Origin of the sequence: Streptomyces silvae, assembly GCF_016745505.1 — a bacterium.
GTDB classification, from domain to species: domain Bacteria; phylum Actinomycetota; class Actinomycetes; order Streptomycetales; family Streptomycetaceae; genus Streptomyces; species Streptomyces silvae.
In genome coordinates this window covers 1-19,423 of record NZ_JAERUC010000100.1, presented here as the reverse complement: position 1 = coordinate 19,423, position 19,423 = coordinate 1, and the positions used below count along the sequence as shown (strand labels likewise).

General features: G+C 73.4%; 4 protein-coding genes. All 4 read right to left on the bottom strand.

The genetic code is table 11. The annotated features are described in order from the left end of the window. Positions 1–17,289, bottom strand: a 17,289-nt coding sequence (locus tag JKV81_RS15590) for a lonely Cys domain-containing protein (RefSeq protein ID WP_202076408.1), incomplete at its 3' end; no start/stop codon positions are given. Beyond that, on the bottom strand, positions 17,290–17,658 hold the full coding sequence (locus tag JKV81_RS15585) for a hypothetical protein (protein ID WP_129265997.1): 369 nt from the start codon (positions 17,656–17,658) through the stop codon (positions 17,290–17,292). It lies immediately after the preceding gene. Positions 17,659–17,689: 31 nt separating this feature from the next. Continuing rightward, on the bottom strand, positions 17,690–18,124 hold the full coding sequence (locus JKV81_RS15580; protein ID WP_236056756.1) for a YbaB/EbfC family nucleoid-associated protein: 435 nt from the start codon (positions 18,122–18,124) through the stop codon (positions 17,690–17,692). 112 nt (positions 18,125–18,236) lie between these two features. After that, positions 18,237–19,423: cell envelope integrity TolA family protein (locus tag JKV81_RS15575; RefSeq protein ID WP_268980741.1), on the bottom strand; the 1,187-nt coding region annotated here is incomplete at its 5' end.

The window sequence follows — 19,423 nt, the reverse complement described above, 5'->3', positions numbered from 1 at the left end:
CGGGGGGCCGGCCAGGTCGGCTCCCGTGACCACGACGGGGCGTTCGGGGGCCAGTGCGGTCAGGTCTCCGTCGAACGCGAAGAGGAAGTCCACGATCCGCTCGTAGTCGACCAGCGCGTCGGTGCCGTCCGACAGTGCCAGCGCGGCGGCTCCCGGTCCGCCGCGGAGCCCGACCATGTACGCGTCGGCGAACGGCAGCGTCCGGACCGGGCTTTCCAGCGGCACCGGGCCCGGACGCACGAAGCTGTACCCGACCACGTCGGACAGCAGTCCGTACGTCTGGCGGTGGGCGTCCTGCCAGTCCTCGACCGGGCGGGAGGACGTCCCCAGCGGCCGGCCGTACGCATCGCGGTGCCTGATCGCCAGCACCCGGTCCAGGAGGATCCGGGAGCCGTCCACCGCGACCAGCTCCGACACCCACACCATCGGCGGCGGCGTCCGCTCGGGGTCGGCCAGGATCTCCAGAGCGCCCCGCGCGGCGTCGACCATCGCGCGGAGCTTCGGCCGGTGCGGCGGGGGGAGCGTGTCGATGGCGTCGGACGCCTCGTCGACGGCCTTGCGCAGCGCCTGGTGTACGGGGTGGCCGACCGGCAGCGGGGTGCCCAGGGCGTACTCGCCCAGCGCACGGGAGATCGTCTGGCTCTCCCCCACCGAGACCAGTCGCCGGGAACTGCCGCTGGGCTGCGGCAGACCCGCCATCAACACCATCTGCACGAAGTGCGCGAGTCCCCGGATCACCTCGTTGTCCAGGATCCGGTTGATGGACTCGGCGAGGACGTCCTCGGGCAGCGGCGCCCGGTGGGTGAGTGCCCGCCGGTAGGCCTCGCGGCTGAGCTCGGACAGCTCGGCCACGGCCCGCCGGATGTCCTCGGGCGTCATCAGCTGCGCACCGTCGTACGCGAAGTGCCGCAGCTCCGTGAGGACCAGCGGGATCTCCAGCCGGCCGTCGTCGGTGTCCAGGGTCGGGAACTGGTCGTCGTCCATGTCGACCATCTGCTTCTGGGTGACGACCTTGCCCCGGGAGGTGCGCCCAGTCAGCACGGAGGTCGTGTGCTCGCGGGCCGACGGCACCTCGCCGATGGTGGCGTCGAAGTAGCCCGGGAAGAACGGCTTGTCCGGCGTGATGGTCCTTCGGTACATCTCCAGCAGCCTGCCGAGCGTGGCAGCGAGGTTGGCGCTGATGTCGTCGTGCTGCTGGTCGAGGAACTTCCGGCTGCGGGGCCGCAGGGCCCGCAGGACGCGGTCCAGCGCGGGGCGCGACGCCACCGCGAGGCCGTTCTTGACCATGAACGCGGTCGGGCCCTGGTTGAGGATGACGCCGGTCGGCCTGGCGACGGTGTGGGCGTAGGCGAACCTCACGTACCCCCAGATGTCGTCGATGTCCGGGATCGGCGCGAGGAAGGGGACGACCACGTCGGGCACATCGGTCCGGCCGGTGAAGACGCGGACGAAGTGCCCGGTGGCCTTCATCCCGAATTCCCTGCCCGACGCCTCCACGGCCCCGACGGCGCCCCTCGGCAGCCGGTCCACCGCCCGGTCCTGGAGCACGCTCAGCCCCAGGGCGGGGAATCCCGTGGTGGGCTGCACGTAGGCGAGGTTCGTCCGGACCGGGGTCTGGCCGACCAGGGCCTTGTCGCCCAGCTCGGTGGTCGTCCAGCCGTCCTGGGCGGGGAGAAGGTCGGCGAGGCCGATCTGCGGGGCGCTGCCCGGCTCGTCCCTGCCGTCCAGCGCTCGCTCCACCCGCCCCAGCCGTGCCAGTGCCTCCTCCTGGGACTGCCGCCGCTCACCCGGGAGCACCGCCATCGGCTCGACGACGATCTCGCCGATGAGATAGCTGGCCTGCTGGGGCTTCGGCTCGCCCGGTGCCAGGTCGGGGTAGGTGAGGTGCAGGCGGCCGTCGGCGGTCCGCATGACGCTGCCGTGGTCCGTGACGATCTTGAAGCCGGGCGCCCGGGCCAGTACCTGCTTGGCCGGTACGTCCCCGATGCCGTCGATCACGAATACCTGGCGCTTCTCGACCTCCAGGCCGAGTGCCCCGTAACGGCGCCCGGTCGCCGCGTCCACCACGGAGTGCGGGGTGGACGACGACGGTGCGAACTCCGGCAGCGCACGCTCCACGGCCTGCCCGGCGGGGTCCACGACCACCACCTGCGCCTCGGACGCCGCGACCGCGGGGGGAAGCGCCGACACCTGTCGGCCGTCACCGGCCGACAGGTCCACCCACACCACGCCGTCACGGCCGCCCAGGTGGTACGCCGCCCAGGCGTGCCCGAGCGCCCCGCCCTGACGCCGCGCCAGGACGAACGCCACCGCACCCGGCCCCTGGACGGCGACCGCCCCGACGACCGACAGCCACGACCGCACCCCACGCCACCCGGGGCCCACCACCAGCGACGAGGGCGCCGGCTTCACACCGACCACCGCGTCGTCCACCGTCAGTGCCGGACGCACACCGCGCGGGAACAGCTCGCCGCGCAGCGCCCGCAGCAGCACCAGGCACCGCTCGACGGACAGCCCCACCGCCGGTCCGCGGCCCGCCACCCGGCGTGCCATCGCCGTCAACTCCGCACGGCTGTGCGGCCGAAGAGGGCCACGGCTGCCGGAACCGCGGGGGCCCTGGGTCGCGGGAGCCGTCGCGGGGAGGGGTGCGTGGGGCTGCGGCTCGTACGTGTTCCCCGTCTCGTCCCACATCGCGCGGAAGGCCGCCCAGACGTCCTCCTCCGCCCGGGGGTTGGCGCCGAAGGGGTGCGCGCCCTTCGGGTCGGCGCCGTACAGCTCCCGCAGCAGCGGCAGCAGCTTCGGCTCGTGGAGCCGGACCCACCTCGCCCCGTTGTTGCGGGGCAGGCCGGTGTACGGGTCGGTGCCGGTGTTCGTGCCGAGGTAGGCGTTGGTGAGCTGGGCGAAGAACTCGAACTCGTCACGGGCGGAGTAGTTCCGGTGCGTGCCGGAGGGGTCGTACAGCGGTCCGTCGGGCCAGGCCGCGAGCTCGCCCGCCAGCACCTTGTCGTGGAACGCCTCTGTGACGAGCCGCCGCTGGTCTTCGGTCAGCCCGTGGCGGTGGACGGCGTGCGCGAACTCGTGCGTGGCGGCGGAGTAGCCGTCGGCGTACAGCCCCGCGCCCGGCACGCTCGTGGCGCCCCCCAGCAGGTTCTCCTCGCCGACCGCGACCTGTCCGTCGGTCTCGACACCGCGCATGGTCGCGAAGGAGCGCGCGTCCTGTGCCGACTTCCCCCGCAGGAGGCCGAACGCGTCCAGCGAGGTCGTGGCGGCGTCCTTGGGGACCACGGTCATCCGGGCGCCCTCGTTCAGCATCCGCTCCGCCACGGCGGGGGAACGCAGCATCCGGGCCACCTGGGCCCGCGCCTCGATGCCGGCCGAGACGGGCAGGTCCGCACCGGCCGGGACGTCCACCATCAGCAGCGCGGCGGTACGCGCGAACGCGTCGGCGGGCAGGGCCCGGCGCAGCTCCGCTGCCAGGGTCCGGTCGGAGGCCAGGGCCTCGCGGTCCGGTGACGCCAGGTCCAGCAGCCGGGCGGTCCGGTCCTGCTCGGTCATGCCGGGCAGCCGTGCGACCAGCTGAGCCCGTTCGTCCGACGGCAGCACCGGGCGCGGCGCCGGGGCCGGTACGGGAGTGACCGGGGCCTCGGCCGTGCCCTGGTCCTCGGGCGGTGGTGCGGGCAGGGGCTGCCCGCCGAACCGGCCTGAACGCGTCGCACGGGCCGGGACCGAGGACATGGAGCTGCGTTGCGACGGCCCCTCACCGATGCTCTCCGCACGGCGGCCGGTCTCCAGCGCGCGCGTGAGGCCCGGCAGCCCCGCCCACGCCTGACTGTGGCGATGCGCCTGTGTGCCCAGTTCGCGCCGGACTTCGCCGAGGTCCCGCCCGATCTCGTGGACCTGGGCCTGGATCGCGTCGCGGGCCCTGGTCCCGCGCCTCAGGTCGGTGTCCGCCTGCCGCACGGTACGGTCCGCGCGGGTCACGGCCTCCTCGGCCCGCCCGAGATCACCGATGAGGGTGGTCTCCCGCGCGCGGGTCCCGTCGAGGCCGGTCCGGAGCCCGTCGGCCGTCTCGCGTGCGGTGTTCGCCGCGTCGAGGTCCAGCTGACGCTGCCGGTGGACGGCCCGGCCCTGCTCCTGGAGGGTGTCGGCGCGTTCCTCGGCCGCGTCCAGGGCGTTCTGCCGTTCGGTGGCGGCCGGGTCGGTCTCCGGGGTGGCGGCGACGAGCTGTTCGAGACGTTCCACCTCGGCCAGCGCCTGCTGCCACCGCGTGTGCAGCTGCCGCTCCTCCTGCGCGGCGGCGTCGTAACGGGTCCGCGCGTCCCGGGCGGCCGCGTCCAGCCGCGCGATCTCCGTCTGCGCCTCGGCGATCCGCCCCCGCACCGCGGTGAGCTCCGCCCGTACGGTCCTCTCGGTGCGCAGGGCGGCCGTGTGGACCTGTGCGGCGTTCCGGTGCGCGGTGGTGGCGGTGTCCACGGCGCGTCCGGCGTCCCCCAGGGCCCGCAGCGCACCGGGCTGTCGCCGTGCCAGCCCTTCCTCCCGGTGACGCGCCGTCGCCTCGGCCCGCACCGCGTCGAGGTAGGTGCCGATGGTGTCGTGGACGCCCTGCCAGGAGTCACGGGTGGCGTCGCTCGAATCGGCGAGGGAGCCGTCGGCGTCGAACGGCCAGTACCGCAGCCCCTCGTCGGTGCGCACCACCAGTTCGACGGGCTTCCCGGCCAGCGCCGCCGTACGGGAGCCGATCAACAGGGCCCGGGCCAGCCGGGTGCCGTCCGGGTCGGGTCCGAGCGCGAGCCACAGCTCCGCCGCCGCGTCCCGCGCGTCGATGCCCTCCGCCAGCACGCTCGGCAGGTCGGTGACCGGGTGATGCGCCCACTCCCGCAGATCGTCCGCGTCCTGGTCGGCGAGCATCGCGGGCAGGTCGTAGATCCGGGGGCCCGGACGCGGCGGGGTGACGCCGAAGCCGAGCACGTCGCGTTCCCACAGCCGGATGGTGGAGCTCCCGGTGACGTACCGGACGCCCCTGGGGCCCTCCACCGTGATGACGGTGTCGACCAGCGCCTCGTAGCTGCGTGTGCCGTGCCGGTCCGTGGGCGCGCTGGTCTGGCCGATCCGCAGGCGGGAGAACGAGGTGGCGGACACGTTGCCGCCCGTGGAGGTGGCGTGCGGCTGCTGTGCGGCCAGCGGGAAGGTCAGCCCCAGCAGCTGCAAGTTGCTGCCCGTCAGGCTGTAGGTGCCCTGCTGGTTCAGGACGAAGGAGCTCGCGGCCGAGGAGGCCGTCGCCGAGGTGCGGACCTGCCGGCGCACCCTGTCGACGGCGATGTCGCCCGTCTCCGTGACCGGCCGGGGGCGGTGCAGGGAGATCCGCAGGGACGGTGCCGCGTCGGCCCGCTGGACCGGCCAGCTCCCGGGCATCGTGGTGGTCAGGCCCGCCGCCGTGCGGCTCGGGTCGAGGCTGATCTCGCCGGCCTGGATCATCTCGCCCAGCCGGACGGCCACGGCTTCCGGCGAGGCGTTCGCCGACAGGCCCCAGGACGTGGTCATGCGCGGGTCGACCTCGCGGAGCGCCTGCGCGAGCTGCGGGGCCGCGTTGGAGTCGTACACCGGCGTCGTGCCGGTCGGCTCCAGGCGCGCGCCGCCCGGGAAGGGCAGGGTGCTTCGGGCCGCGGCATCGCGCGGTGACAGCAGCAGCGGGTCGGCCGTGAGCAGCGCGGGGGGCCGCGGCCCCGCGTGCGGCCTCGGCTGGGCGGACTCGGAGCCCACGAACCGCAGTGCCAACGCGGCCGGTACGGAGATCCGGCTCACCGGCCGGCCCCGCAGCAGACGCCCGATCCAGGTACGCACCTGCTGCGCCGCGTCTCCTTCGAGTCCGGAGAGGTTCAGCAGCCCGTTCTGGAAGATCGCGCCGGGGATGTTGGGCGGCCACTGCCACACCGTCTCGGAGCGGACCGAGGCGGTGTAGCGGTAGTCCATGTCGAAGTCGGCGGTGCTTCCCGAACGCGTCCAGAAGCGGTCCTCCGTGGCCACCTCGGACCGTGCCGTACGGGCGCGGGTGCTGGCCAGCGCGATGGAAGGGCCTTCGCGGTCCGTGCGCCCGCCGCTGGTGCGCGGGTAGCGGGAGATGATGTTGGCCGTCCCCTGGCGGGTCGTGGTGACACCCGAGGACGTCACCCTCCCCTGCGGGATGTGGGTGTCGACCTGCTCCATGGCGGTTCCGGCGTCCGCCGGACGGCCGCGTACACCACGCAGGGCGGGCGTCTGCATCATCGGCTCGGCGCTCAGGGTCACCTCGACCAGCCGCGCTCCGCCGTACGCGACGTGGAGGAAGTGGAAGCGCACGTGGCCGCCGGGGCCGCGCCGGGGCAGGGCGCGCAGCGCCGCGGGCTCGGTGGTGCGGGTGATCTCGGTCGCCACGCCGGAGGCGTACGAGGCGTGCGCGGGCCGGGTGGCGCCCGGGGCCTCGTTCTCCACCAGGGTGGTGAGCTCCTGGCGCATCCGGTCCCGGCGCTCCCTGCGGTTCGTCGTGTCGTCGAGCTGGGTGACCGTCAGGACGCTGGCCTTGCCGAGCTGACGGGTCCGGACGAACCTGCCGGGGAGGGGTACGTCGGGCTGGGGCGGCGTCAGGGCGGGGACCCCCGGCATGCCCTGGAACCACGCGGCCAGGCGGGCCAGGGACTGGGCGGGAGCCAGGTAGGTCACAGCGCGGGGCAGGTCGACGGCGACCGTGACCGGGGCGTAGGCGCCCAGGCCGACGGTGTTCCCGGCCACGTTGCGCACACCCCACTTGACGGTCATCAGCAGGGTCAGGTCGCTGCCGACCCACAACTTGCCGCCCGAGTGCTCCGTGGCGTGGGTGGCCTTGGTCACGGAGTTGACCGTGCTGATGTCGTCGGTGCGGCGGGACTGGGAGTACCGGCCGCCGGGGTTGGCCTGATGGGTCAGCAGGTCGGGAGGGGTGGGAGCCGCCTGCAACGCCGTGACCTGGAAGTTGCCCTGGTGGGTGACGCCGACGCCGCGCTGCCGGCCCGCGGTGTCGCCGGACAGGACGTCCTGCTCCGAGTAGAGCGACTCGGAACCCAGGTTGCGGGGGTTGGTCAGGTAGCCGGTGACCTCCAGCATCATGACCTGGTCCGCCACCATGCCCGGCAGCGTCAGCCCCTCCACCACGTACGTCCCGCCCAGGATCTGCGCGGCCCGGGAGATGAGCTGGGCGGGGCGGATCGCGTCGTGCCGGGCCTCGGTCGCGAGGGTGCCCTGGTCGTTGAGGGAGGCGCCCGCCACGGCGACCGACGTCCACTTGTAGGTCGCCGCCACTCCGTCGGCGGACGTCTTCGCCGCCCAGGTCACCGGTGTCGCGGCCCAGTTGACGGCCGAGCCGACCCGGTTGACCGCCCCGGTCAGGGGGTCGGGCAGCGACTCCTTCACCGCGGAACCGCGCCTGGCGGTCTCCGTGGCCAGCCCGGTCAGCGTCACGGAGGCGCGCCGTACCGCCCGGCCCATCGGTCCCTGCTCCGGGTGGCCCGGGTAGGTCCCCGCGACGATCTGGCCCAGTGCCTCCATCAGCGCCGCGGTACCGCGGAAGGTGTCCACGAGCGCGCCTTCGGGCAGCCTGGTCAGGCCCGGCAGCGGGTTCCCGTGGGCGTCGACCAGGTTCAGGCGCCGCTGGTCGTCCGTCGGCCCGCCGTCGGTGACGGGTTCCCGGATCACGTGTCCGGGCCGGGGCACGGCGGGGGCCGGGACCCTGGCAGGCTCGCGCGTGCGGTAGTGCGGCACCAGCAGGGTGACGTCGCCGGGCAGGGTGTGCGGTGTGGCGCCCGGGGCCAGCAGCGCCGTCCCGTCCGTCGCGCCGTCTCCCGCCGTGGCCGGATCGTCGGCGAAGTGGATGCGAGGGTCGTCGCCGGGGCCCTCGTAGAGGTCCAGGCCGAGCCTGGCGGGCACCTCGAAGAGTTCGCTGCCGTTCTGGGTCGTCATGGTGAACTGGTCGAAGCCGACCGAGTCACCGGTGTTCCCGGCGTCCGTGATCTGCCGGGTGGCCAGGTAGTCCGGCCCCATGTTCAGCCCCCACGCGCCGTCCGCGAGGGGGGCGTTGAAGCCGCCGCCACCACCCGCGGAGCCGCTCAGCGCCGTGCCGTACCGCCGCCCGCCGCCAGCCTCGTACGAGCTGAAGCCGACCTGGAGGATGTCGGGCAGCCGGCGCGTGTGGGTCGAGGGCCGCGCGGTGTCCCGGGCGACGGTGAACCGCAGCTGCACCCGGCGGGTGCCCGAGACGGCGTTCGGCCGGTCGAACCAGACGGGCTCCCCGCCGTCCACTCCGTCCGACGCCGACGCGGCGAGGCCGAACGTCGAACGCATCTGCCGCAGCCGCCGCAGGTTCTCCAGCTGGGCCACGACCAGCGGTTCGTCCAGCCGGAACGGCAGCGACCGGCGCCGGGGGCCGACGGGCGGCAGGAACCCCTCCTGGCGCAGCCACGCCTCCGCCCTCGTGAACAGCGGGTCCGCTCCGTCGATCTTGAGGGGGGTCTCGGTGTATCCGATGCTGTCCAGATTCTCCAGGTGTTCGGGGAGCGCCCGCACCTCTTCGGGGCCGGGACGGTGCCCCGCCATCGCGGCCCGCCGGGCGATGCGGAGCCTCAGGCCGTCCTCCCACGGCCCGAAGGTACTGCTGACCTGGCCGCCGCCGGCCCGGTGCAGCGTCACGGTGTAGGTGACCCGGCCCGAGGTCAGCAGGTGGCTGGTCTTGGTGCGGAGGCCGTACATGAGGGTCGCGCTGCTGACGTTGTTCAGCTGGTCGTTCAACTGCCAGTTGGCGCCGGCCTTGCCCATGAGGTTGCCGCCGAACGACGACGCGGCGTTCGGATGTCCCTCGGCGTGGTCGGTGGTGAACGACGGTCCGCCCGAGGCCTCGATCCCCAGGCCGCTGGTCAGCTTCGCCGACCGGTCCACGCTGGAGGTGTGCGAGAACCACGTCTCCAGCGTGGACTTGCCGTCGGCGCTCTTGCGCATCGGCCGTCCCGGTTCGATCACGGCGGTGAGTTCGAGCATGCCGATCGCGTTGCCGTCCTCGTCCAGCAGCGTCGGCGAGAAGACCCCGCCGGAGCGTTGCAGGTGCGGGGTGCCCTGCAGCATCCGCTGGGACAGGAAGTTCTCCAGCGCCGTCTCCGAGTTCTCGTCGAGGCCGCGCAGGGAACCGAAGTTCTGGTCCCGGAGGACTTCGGTCAGCAGCCGGCGCGGTTCGGCGACGCTGTCGCCGCCCCACAGCGGCAGGTCGTCGACGTCTCCGGGCTCGGGCAGGTCGGTGGCGTCGGCGCCGTCGAAGGCGAGGTGCTCGTGGAACCAGATCGTGAGGGTGCCGTGCGACTGCTCGGGCTGCCAGTTGCCGGTCGGGTGCTCGCGGGGGGAGTCCACCTGGACCTGCCACCGTCCGTCGACGTCCATCGGGTGCGCGGGTTCCTCGGCCTGCTGCTTGCTCGTGACCTGGAACGTCTCGCCGACGGTGATGGACTGGGCCAGCTGGTTGTGCGTCGCGGACAGGCTGACGGTGCCGTCCCCCCAGCGGAGCACCCCGGCGCCGAAGTCCGGGAAGATCGCGCTCCAGGGCAGTGAGCCGGTACGCAGGTTCCCCGAGCTCTCCGCGTGCGAGGACGACTGCCCGCCCGCGGCCCGGAGCTCCACCTGTATGTCGGGCAGCGTCGGAGGACGCTCGCCGTCGATCCGGCCGTACTTCGGGGATTTCCGGGGATCGGCGTAGGCGAGCCGTACGTCCACCGACCGGTCGCGGCTACCGTGCCGGAGGGTGATCCGGTGTCCCTGCCGGCTGCGCAGGTACGGCCGGTTCAGCTCGACCTCCTCCGCGCTCAGCACGTCGCGGAGCTGGGTCCGCAGCTCCTGGCCCTCGGCGCCGGCCGGGTCGGCCCCGAGAGCGCGGATGATCTGCCGGTGCAGCCCCTCCAGGACGGGGTCCGGCGTCGGCTCGTGGATGACGAGGCCGATGTGCCCGTCGTACTGGGCGCCGTGGGAACGCATGTACTCCGACAACTCGCCGGGCGCGGCCACCTCGGTCAGCGGTGCCACCGGCGGCGCGGCGGGGGCGGCGGCGATCACGGACTGCGGCGACAGGCCGCCCACCTGCGCCTGGTAGAGCACGTGCTCCAGCGCGTTCGCGGTCAGCGAGCGGTCCCAGCCGCGTCCCTGGGCGTAGGTGCCGACGATGTGCTCCAGCGACCGCCAGGTCAGCGGCCCGGTGTCCGGGTTCTGCGGGGTGTCGGTCCGCAGCCGTTCCAGCGCGCCGAAGCCGCGGATCAGGTTGTGGAACTCCGCGGTCCGGCCGGGGTCGGTGTCGATGTCCACGCCGTGGGTCTCGCGCAGCGCCCGCACCCACCGCAGCACCCGGGTCGTCCTGCGCTCCGCGTGCGCGGGCAGGCCCGCCAGGTCGGCGAGGGAGGTGAGGGCGGTGGCGCCGGGCTCCGGGCGGAACTCCCGGTACCGGAAGACGGGCCGGTCCGGGTCGTCGAACTTGATGAGCCGCGGCGGCCAGTTGCCCTCCGCCGCGCTCCACCCCTGGGTCGCCTCCGCGGTGAACACCGTACGGTCGGACATGTTCGCGGCCGACTGGGCCGGGGGCGGGGACTCCAGCCGGTCCTTCCCCGTCCGCACCTGGCCGAGCTCGCACCACAGCGCCCAGACCGGCTTGTCCGGTCGCATCCGCTGCAGGCTCTTGCGCCGGGCGAGGAGCCTGCCGAACTCCTTGTCGCCCAGCATGTGGCCGCGGCCCGTGCTGCGCACCGGGACGGCCTTCATCCCCGTGCGGCCGTGCCCCACGAAGATGTACGAGTCCGCCAGCGGCCTGGGCAGCGGCCGCAGCCCGCTCTCCCGGTCGCTGTCGACCCCGGGCAGCCCCTCGTACAGGTCGGTGTAGTACTGGACCGCGGATATCGGGCGCAGGCCCTGCTCCCGCATCGCCATGTCATGCGGGTCCAGGAAGGCCCGCCCGGTCAGCTCCTGACCGTCGGCGGTCGTCAGGGCGTACGACTCCAGGTCGTCCTCGGCGACCCGCGTCCCGTCGGCGAGGGTCACGAAGGCACCGGGGTCGTCCGGCACCAGTCCGGGGTCTGCGGGTAGCCAGGTCCCCACCGGCACCCGCCCCGGCTCGGGGTTCTCCAGGGCGGCGTACCGCCAGCTGCTCCCCTGCGCCGCCGGCTGCAACCGGAAGGTGCCGTCGGTGTACCACACCCTCCCGTCGATCCGGTCCGCGAGCAGCCGCGCCAGCGACTCGCCGGCGTCCTCCACCAGCAGCACCACCGGGACACCCGGGGGCCGACCGGGGTCGTGCGCCATCAGCTCGACGAATTCCTGCTCGTCGACCTCCACCGGGGTCCCGCGGCCGTCGTCCACGACGATCCGGCCGGAGGGGGCGCGCTGCGCCACCACCGCGTGGGCACGGTCTCCCCACGGCAGCGGCCCCGGCCCGACCACGCCCTGGTCGTCCTGGACGCCCGTCCTGTCCAGCAGCAGCCCCAGACCCTGACGCCCCGTCAGGTTGCGCCCCTGGGCGTGGCCGTCGGGACCGGTCAGGGCCGTGGAGGCCGCCAGCGCTCCCGATCGCTCCAGCTGGTAGGCGGCCACGGCCGCCAGGCTCCGGGCGCGGTGACGGCGCGCCGCGCTGCCGGCGACCGACAGGGCCTGGTAGACGAGGTCCGGGGTCACCGGCACCGAGGGGCCCAGATGCAGCACCCGCCCGGTGATGCCCCACAGATCGATCGGCCCGGCGCCGAAGCGCCGGTCGCCCCTGCGCGCCCCGTCCAGCACCGCGAGCGAGTTCACCGTCTGCGTGAAGGCGGGATTCGCGGCGGCGTCCGGACCGAAGACCTGAGTGAGGGCGGCCGACAGCTCGTCCCACTTCGCCGGCGTCATACCGCCCGTGCCGGGCGGCGGCGCGGGGGCGTCCGTGCTGCCCTCGGCCGGGAGGGCCGGGTCCGCCGGACGGACCCCGGGCGCAGGGGTGGGGGCCGGGGTGTGGGGCTGCGCCACGTGCACGCCCTCCGCCTGGTCCCACAGCGCCCGGAAGCCCTCGTAGATCTCGTTCTGCTGCTGCGTGGCCGCGACCGGGTTGACCGGCACCCGGTCCGTGTCCGGGGCGTCGCCGTACAGCCCCCGCATCAGCGGGAAGAGCGCCGGGTAGTGCCTGCGGACCCAGTCGGGGCCGCCGTTCTGGCGCCTCAGCCCGGTGTACGCGTCCGTGCCCCGGTTCGCCCGGAAGTAGACGTTGGTGAGCTGGGCGAAGAACTCCAGCTCGTCCCGGCTGGAGTAGTTGGCTCCCGTGCGGCGGCCTTCGCCGTCCATGCCGTGCAGCCATCCGTCGGGCCACAGCGCCCCGTACTCGTCCTTCGTCTCCTGGAACACGTCGTGGACGAGCTGCTGCTGCTCCTCGCTCAGCCCGTACTGGTGGATCGTGTGGGCGAACTCGTGCAGGGTCGTGGAGTACCCGTCCGCGTACGAGGGTTCGGCGCCCGGGACGGAGGTGGACTCGCCGAGGAGGTTCTCCTCCGTCACCCCCGCCGTACGCCGGCCGACGCCGCGCACCGTGTCCCACGACCGGCCGTCCTGGCTGCTCCGGCCGGCCAGGTCGCGGAACGGGTCCAGGGAGGTCATCGCCTCGCTCCGGGGCACCACGATCACGCGCGCGCCGTCCCGGAGCAGCTTCGCCGTGACGTCCGGATCGCGCAGCATGCGCGCGATCTGCCCGCGCACCTCCCGCCGTGCCGACACGGGCTGCTCCACCCCGGGCGGCACCTGCACCATCAGCTGCGCCGCCGTGTGTGCGAAGTCCGGCGCGGACAGGGTGGTCCGCAGCGCGTCGACGAGGTCCGGATCCGAGGCCAGCCGCTCGCGTTCGCCGGGTGACAGCGCGGCCAGCTCCTGCTCACGACTGTCCTTCGGCAGATCCGCCAGCCGTGCCGCCAGCCGCCGGACCGGGTCCGAGGTCACCGCGTCGGTGGCACGCAACGCGTCGGCGAGCGTGGTGAGTTCATCGTTCAGCCACCGCACGTCGGCCGCTGCCGCGCCGAGGGACAGCCACGTCTGTTCCATCGCCGAGCGGGCCTCGGGGTTCCGGGCCACCCCGTCCAGCAGTTCGCTGAGCCGGACGGTCAGGCCGGGCGCGGCCCCGGACGCCCGCGCGGCACGGTAGGCGTCACCGCGCAGGGCCTGCGGGGCGGTGGCCGGGAGCGCGTCGTCGGCCGGGGCGTACGTCAGCGCCCACAGCAGGTCGAAGAGGTCCCGGGCGCGCTGCTGCTCGTCGGTGGCCAGGGCCAGCGTGTAGGCGGTGTCGGCCAGCGACTCGGTGACGTCGGGGACCAGGAAACCGTCGGTCTCGGTGGTGGGGGCGGTGGAGGCGTGCGGGGCGGTGGTGACGACGATCTCGGCGCCGCGCACCACACCGGACAGGGTGCGTCCGTCCGCGCTCACGCGGAGGGCCTGCCGGTGCACACCGGGGAACTGCCGGGCGATGGCCTCGTTGACGGCGTCGGCGTGCCGGGCGACGTCGCCGGGGAGAGTGAACTCCAGGCGGCCGAGGGGGCGCGGGTTGTCGGACAGCACCCTGCCCCGGGCCCCGCCGGCGAGGACGACTCGATGGCCGAGGTCCCGCATGAGCGCGCTGAAACGGCGGCCCACGGCCAGCTTCGCGTCGTCGGAGATCGGTGCGACGGGCGTCCCGGGGGTCCCGGATTCCTGGGACGCGGGGGCAGGTGCGTCGCCCTGGACGGCGCCGTCCGTCGGCGGGGCGGCGGGCGGCACGGTGTCGGCGATCCGCACGCCCTTCTCCCGGTCCGTGCGGAGACCGTCGCCGGGGGGCGGGGTGAGCGTCTCGACGGCCGGCGCCGTGGCCGGGGCGGGCGTGACCGGCGGCGCGTCGGTGTCCGGCCGCCCCTCGGCCGCGGAGGTCGTGGTCGAGGTGGTCGGGGTGGTCGTGGTCGGGGTGGTCGGGGTCGAGGTGGTCCGGACAGGGGCGGCCGGTGCGATCGGGACGGTGTCGGAGTGGTCCGTGGGGTCGGTCGTCGGCATCCGCAGCGCGCGGGCCGGGTCGTCGACACCGCTCGGGGGCCGCGTGCCACGCGCGGTCAGCGGGTGGTCGAGGACGACGGCATGGGTGGCGATGACGCTCTCGACGGTCCCCAGGTAGCTCAGCGGCACGGCGGGTGACGGGTCGGCGGACCTGCCGGGGCCGGCCGTCGTTCCGTCGCCGTCGCTCGGCCGCACCAGCCGGCGGAACAGCGCGTCGACGGCCGGGCCCCGGTCCGGCACGCCCGCGTAGTTCAGCAGCATGTGGAGCACCGCCGCGTCGTCCCGCACCTGCCGCGCCGCCGTCACCTCCGGGGCGGCGGCGGAGTCGGCCGTGTGAAGCCGCCAGTTCAGCTGGTCGACGTCGCCCGGCCAGGGCGTCCTGCTCAGTTCCACGGCCTCGGAGTGTTCGGGGGCCGGCGTGAGCGTGAGGTCCACATGAAGCTGGTCACCCGATCCCGGCAGCAGCAGACCGTTGTTCAGACGGGTGTCGAGGAGCGTTTGAATCCGCTTCTCGAACACGGCGAGCTCGCCGACGGCGAAGCCCTCCCCGGCCCGGACCGGCAGGTGGAGGGAGAGATTGCTGATCCAGCGGCCGTCGTCGGCCTGGATCCGCTGCACCCACGCGCGTACGAGGGTCTCGTCGTGGTGCGGGCCGGGTTCCGGGGCCGGGTCGAACTGCTCGGTCCGCACGGGCACCGCCGGTGCGTCGTGGCGCCCGGCCCGCCACTGCTCGGGCCGCACCGGGTCGGCGACGGGCACGGCGGGCCCGGACGCCTGCCCGGTGAGCACGTCCGCAGCGGTGCCGGTGCCCGCGTCGATGGAGCTGCCGGTGTGGTCGTCGGTGGCGTCGCCGGTCGTCGGGATATCGCCGCCCACCGTGGCCGGGCCGCCGGCCGGGTCCGCGCGGGACGGCTGCGGGGGCGCGGGCGTCGCGTCCAGGTTCGGGGCGTCCGAGGACGTACGCGGCCCCGCCGACGGAGCCGCCGGCGCCGGTGCGCCGTCGGGTCCGGCCGGGTCCGTGACGGGCGGCGGCGGGGCGAGCGACGGCTCCGCGTCCTCGGACAGCTCCTCCTGACCGTCCTGGTCCGTCCGCTGATCCGGCAGGTCCGCCGTGCCGTTCCCGTCGGTCGGGTCGGTCCGGGACGAGGACGGGGACTGGCTCCCCGTGGAGGACGGGGACTGGTTCCCCGTGGGGGGCGTGCCCTGCGGCGCACCGGGCGGTGTGCCCTGCGTCCCGGGGGCGGGCGCCGTCGCGTTCGGGCCGGCCGACGTGTTCACAGGGGTCGGCGGAGCGACGGTGCCGGACTCGGCGTCGGCATCCGGCAGGACGTCGTTCTCCCGCTGGTGTGTGCCGTCCTCCGTGCCCTGCTGAACACCCGTGTTCCGGCCGGGCGTTCCGCCTCCGGGCAGGTCCTGTCCCGTGGTGCCGTCGACGTCCCGGGTCCCGTCCTGGCCGGTCCAGGCGTCGTCCAGGTCGGTGGCCTGGTCCGTACCGTTCGTACCGGCCGTGGTGCTCGGGCCCGGTGCGGCGGCGGAACCCTTCGGCGTCGTGAGTCCTTGCGGGAGATCACTCGTCGACCCCGGCACGTCGGACGAGGCGCCGGGCGTGAGGTCCGGCGTCGTATCGGGCGTGAGGTCCGGCGACAGCTCGGGCGGTGCGAAGTCGGCGTCGGGTCCGGACGACGGCACCGACGTGCGCCCCGAGGTACGCCCGGAGGGCAGCGGCGTCGTGTCGGGCTGGGACGAGGACGGGAGCGTGGAGGGCGAGGAGGTGGACCCGGAGACCGGCGACGACGTGGGCGGCGGCAGATACGGCACCTGCGACCCGCTCGTGGCGTCGAAGCCGTTCGTGCCGTTGAAGTTGCCCGTGCCGTTGAGGTTGCCCGTGCTGTCCGCTGTCCTCGACGAGAGGTCGAACGGCCCGGACAGCGCGTCGGAGCCGCCGGTGGGCAGTGTGTTCAGCGTGGACGGGGGCGTGCTCGACGGCGGGGGCGTGTACAGCGGCGGAGGCTGGACATCGATACCGCTGCCCATCCCGTTCGGAAGATCGGTCGAGACGGTGTTCGGAAGCGGGGTCGCGGGACCGGGGGTGAACGGGTTGCTCTTGACCGTCGACGGGCCCTTGGCGTCCGGGCCGCCCGCGGAGCCCACGTCGGACTTCTCGGAGCCCGAGGGCCCCGAGTCGCCGCCGCCCAGCGGGCTGTCAGGTCCGGGCAGGTCGTTGAGGTCCGTGAACTGGTTGTTGTTGTTGAAGTAGTTGTTGTAGATCGTGAAGGCCCCGGCGCCGATGGCCATCCCCGCACCCACGTCGAACAGGGTGCTGGTGCCGGACCCGACGAAGGTCTCCCACTTGAACTCCCACTTGTCGTAGAAGGCCCCGTTGATGATGACCTCGGCGGTGCTCTCGGCGGCACCCCCGACGACGAAGGTGGTGACGACGGTCGGCGGGCCGTTCACCAGCCCCTTGAACAGCAGGCTGTTCGGGTTGATGCGGAACTTGTCGAAGACGTCCCCGAGGACGTCCTTGAAGTAGTTGCTGATCGGCTTCAGGAACTTGTCGAAGATCTCCATGAAACCGGCGGTGAGCGCGCCGAACGCGGCGGCGACCCCGACGTCCTTCCAGTCGACACCGCCGGGCTTGCGGCCACCGGTGTTCAGACCGATCTGCGCCAGCCGGACCGCCAGGGTCTGGATGGCCTCCTGGATCGCCTCGCCGAGGGTCGGCGCGATGTGCGACATCCGCAGCAGCCGGTCGATGATCATCAGGATCGCCAGCTTGCTCCGGGCCCTCGCCAGGAACATCTGCGACACCGAAGCGCCGCCGGTGAACGCCATCAGCGCTGCCAGCAGCGCCAGTTCGGCGAGCAGCATGATGATCTCGGCGATGATCTCCCACTTGGATCCCTGGATCTTCTGTGAGTAGTCGACCTGGCCGTTGGCGAGTTCGTCGAGCTGGTAGAGCAGTTGCTGGATGGGGTCGGTGCCGCCGGGCATGTCGGTGAGCATCCGTACGCTGTCGATGTACGGCTTGGCCACCTCCGGCGGCAACGCGTCCTCCACCATCTGGATCGTCTCCCGCGAGGCGGCGCGGAGGTCGATCAGACCCTTCTGGAGAGCGAGGTAGAGCTGACGACTTTCCCACGCCAGATTCTCCCTGGCCTGCAGGGGCATCTCGCCCAGCAGGATCCAGAGCATCGTCCGGACGTCCGGCGGAAAGTCGATCTCCTCCACTTAGTGCCTGCCGCCCCCGGCGGAGTCCCCGCCCGGCCCGTCGAGGCTCGACATCTGGCGCCCGATCTGCTCGTTGGCGTAGGACGACACACCCTCGATGTGCTGCCCGTTGGCCCAGACCGCCTGCCGGAGGTCCGCCAGCGCGGTGCCCACGGTCCTGATCAGCTCCAGGCAGGACTCGTTGGTCGCGTCGTACTTGGGCAGCACCTCAAGGGCGAAGTCGTCGTTGTAACCGGCCCAGCCCCGGTAGTTCTGCATGTCGGAGATGAAGTCGTCGGCGATCTTGTTCGTCCGCTGCGGCAGCTCCTCCATCATCTCGCCGCCGCGGCGTATACGACCGGGATCCGCGATGAATTTACCCGTGGCCATGCTTACCTCCCTCGTCACGCTCTGTGGAAAATCAGTCCTCGTGGATCTCGTCGTGCAGGCGGGCCGCCGAGCGCCTCCTCCCGCCGTCCGTGCCGTCGAGCGCCGAGCCGAAGGCCCGGTCCCAGTCGATGTCGACGCCCCGCAGGCCCGTCGGGCCGCCGCTCGTCCGGGTCAGCGGCTCGAAGACGTCCATCACTCTGCGAGCCATCTGCGCGCGGCCCTCCTGCACGGCCTCCAGTACGGAGGCGGCCAGTTGAGGGCCCGTCATGTTCTGGTGCCTGTTGTCCGGGAACTTGAGCGCCGTCAACTCGCCCTGCGGGCCCACGGTGACCTCCACCGCACGGTCCCGCGACCGGGTTGTGGCCGAGGCCTGGCTGAGCTCGCTCTCGGCCTGCGCCACCGCCTCCTGCACGGCCGACAGTTCGGCCATGGCCTGAGACAGCTTCTTCTCCATCGACTCGCTCAACGGTCACCCTTTCACCTGCTCGTACGGGATTCTGCCGTACACGCGTGCATCATGCGAACTCCCCCTCGATCGGCCGCCGATCGAGGGGCGCCGGAGGCTGTCACCGTGACGGTCAGCGTCCGATCACAGCCGGCGCACCGCCCTCGTCCGTGCCCCATACGTCGTCGTCCTCCGGTACCCACGAGTCCCGGGCGCGGTCACCGCTCTGGGTCTGGGTCTGCTGGCCGGGCGCACCGCCGCCACCGCCGCCGCCCGCCATCGGCGGGAGGAAGGGCGTGCCACCGGTGGTCGGGGCGCCGGTGGCCACGCGTACCTCGTCGTCCGCGTACCGGCCGTTCCGGACGGGAGCGCCCGCGCCGGACCGTGGGCGGCGGTTCGGGACCACCTCGCCGTCGATGACGTTACGGACACGCTCGCCGGAGTCGGACTGGCCGCCCTTGCCGCCGCCCATTCCACCCCCCATGCCGCCGCCCATGCCTCCGCCCATACCGCCGCCCATCGGCGTGCCGGTGCCGGTGCCCGTGCCCGTGCCGGTGTCGCCGCTCGTGCCGAGGCCGGCGTCGCCCCCGCTGGTGGGGCCGGGGAACGCCCCGCTGTTCAGGAACGGCCGGTTGTGCGTGGGCGCGCTCGTCCCGCCGGACGCCCCGCTGCCGGCCAGGGGCGATTCGTAGGGCTGGTCGTCGAACAACTCCTCCTCGTAGGAGGAGTAGTCGTAGGACGGCGGGGTGTAGTCGAGCGAGCCGTTGTTCAGGTGACCGGAGCTGAGGGACGGGCCGGCGTCGTCCAGGTAGCCCGAGACGGTGGTGCCGTCCGGGCGGGTGACGGTGGTGGTGCCGGTGTCCGGGTTGATTGTCTGGACGGAACCGTCCGGGAGTTCCGTGACCACGTTGCCGCCGGAGTCCAGGTGCGTGGTGCCGCCGCCTGGGAGGGACAGCAGATCGCCGGTGTTGAGCGGGCCGGAGAGGGTCGAGCCGTCAGGCCGGGTAACGGTGGAGGAGTGGGTGGCGGGGTCGATCGTGACCGTGGAGCCGTCCGGAAGGTCGGTGATCACCCGGCCGCTGGAGTCGATGCGCGACTCGCCGGCACCGGGGATGTCCAGCGCGCCGTCGTTGACAGGGCCGGAGATGGTGGTGGAGGACAGGTCCGGCAGGTCACCGCCGCCGAAGAGGCTCTCACGGGAGCTGTCGAACTTGGCCTCGGCCTCCGCCTGCTTCTTCTCCTGCTCCTGGCGGACCTCCTCCTGCTTGGCCTCCGCCTCCGCCTGCTTCTGCTCCTGCTCCTGCCGGATCGCGTCCTGCT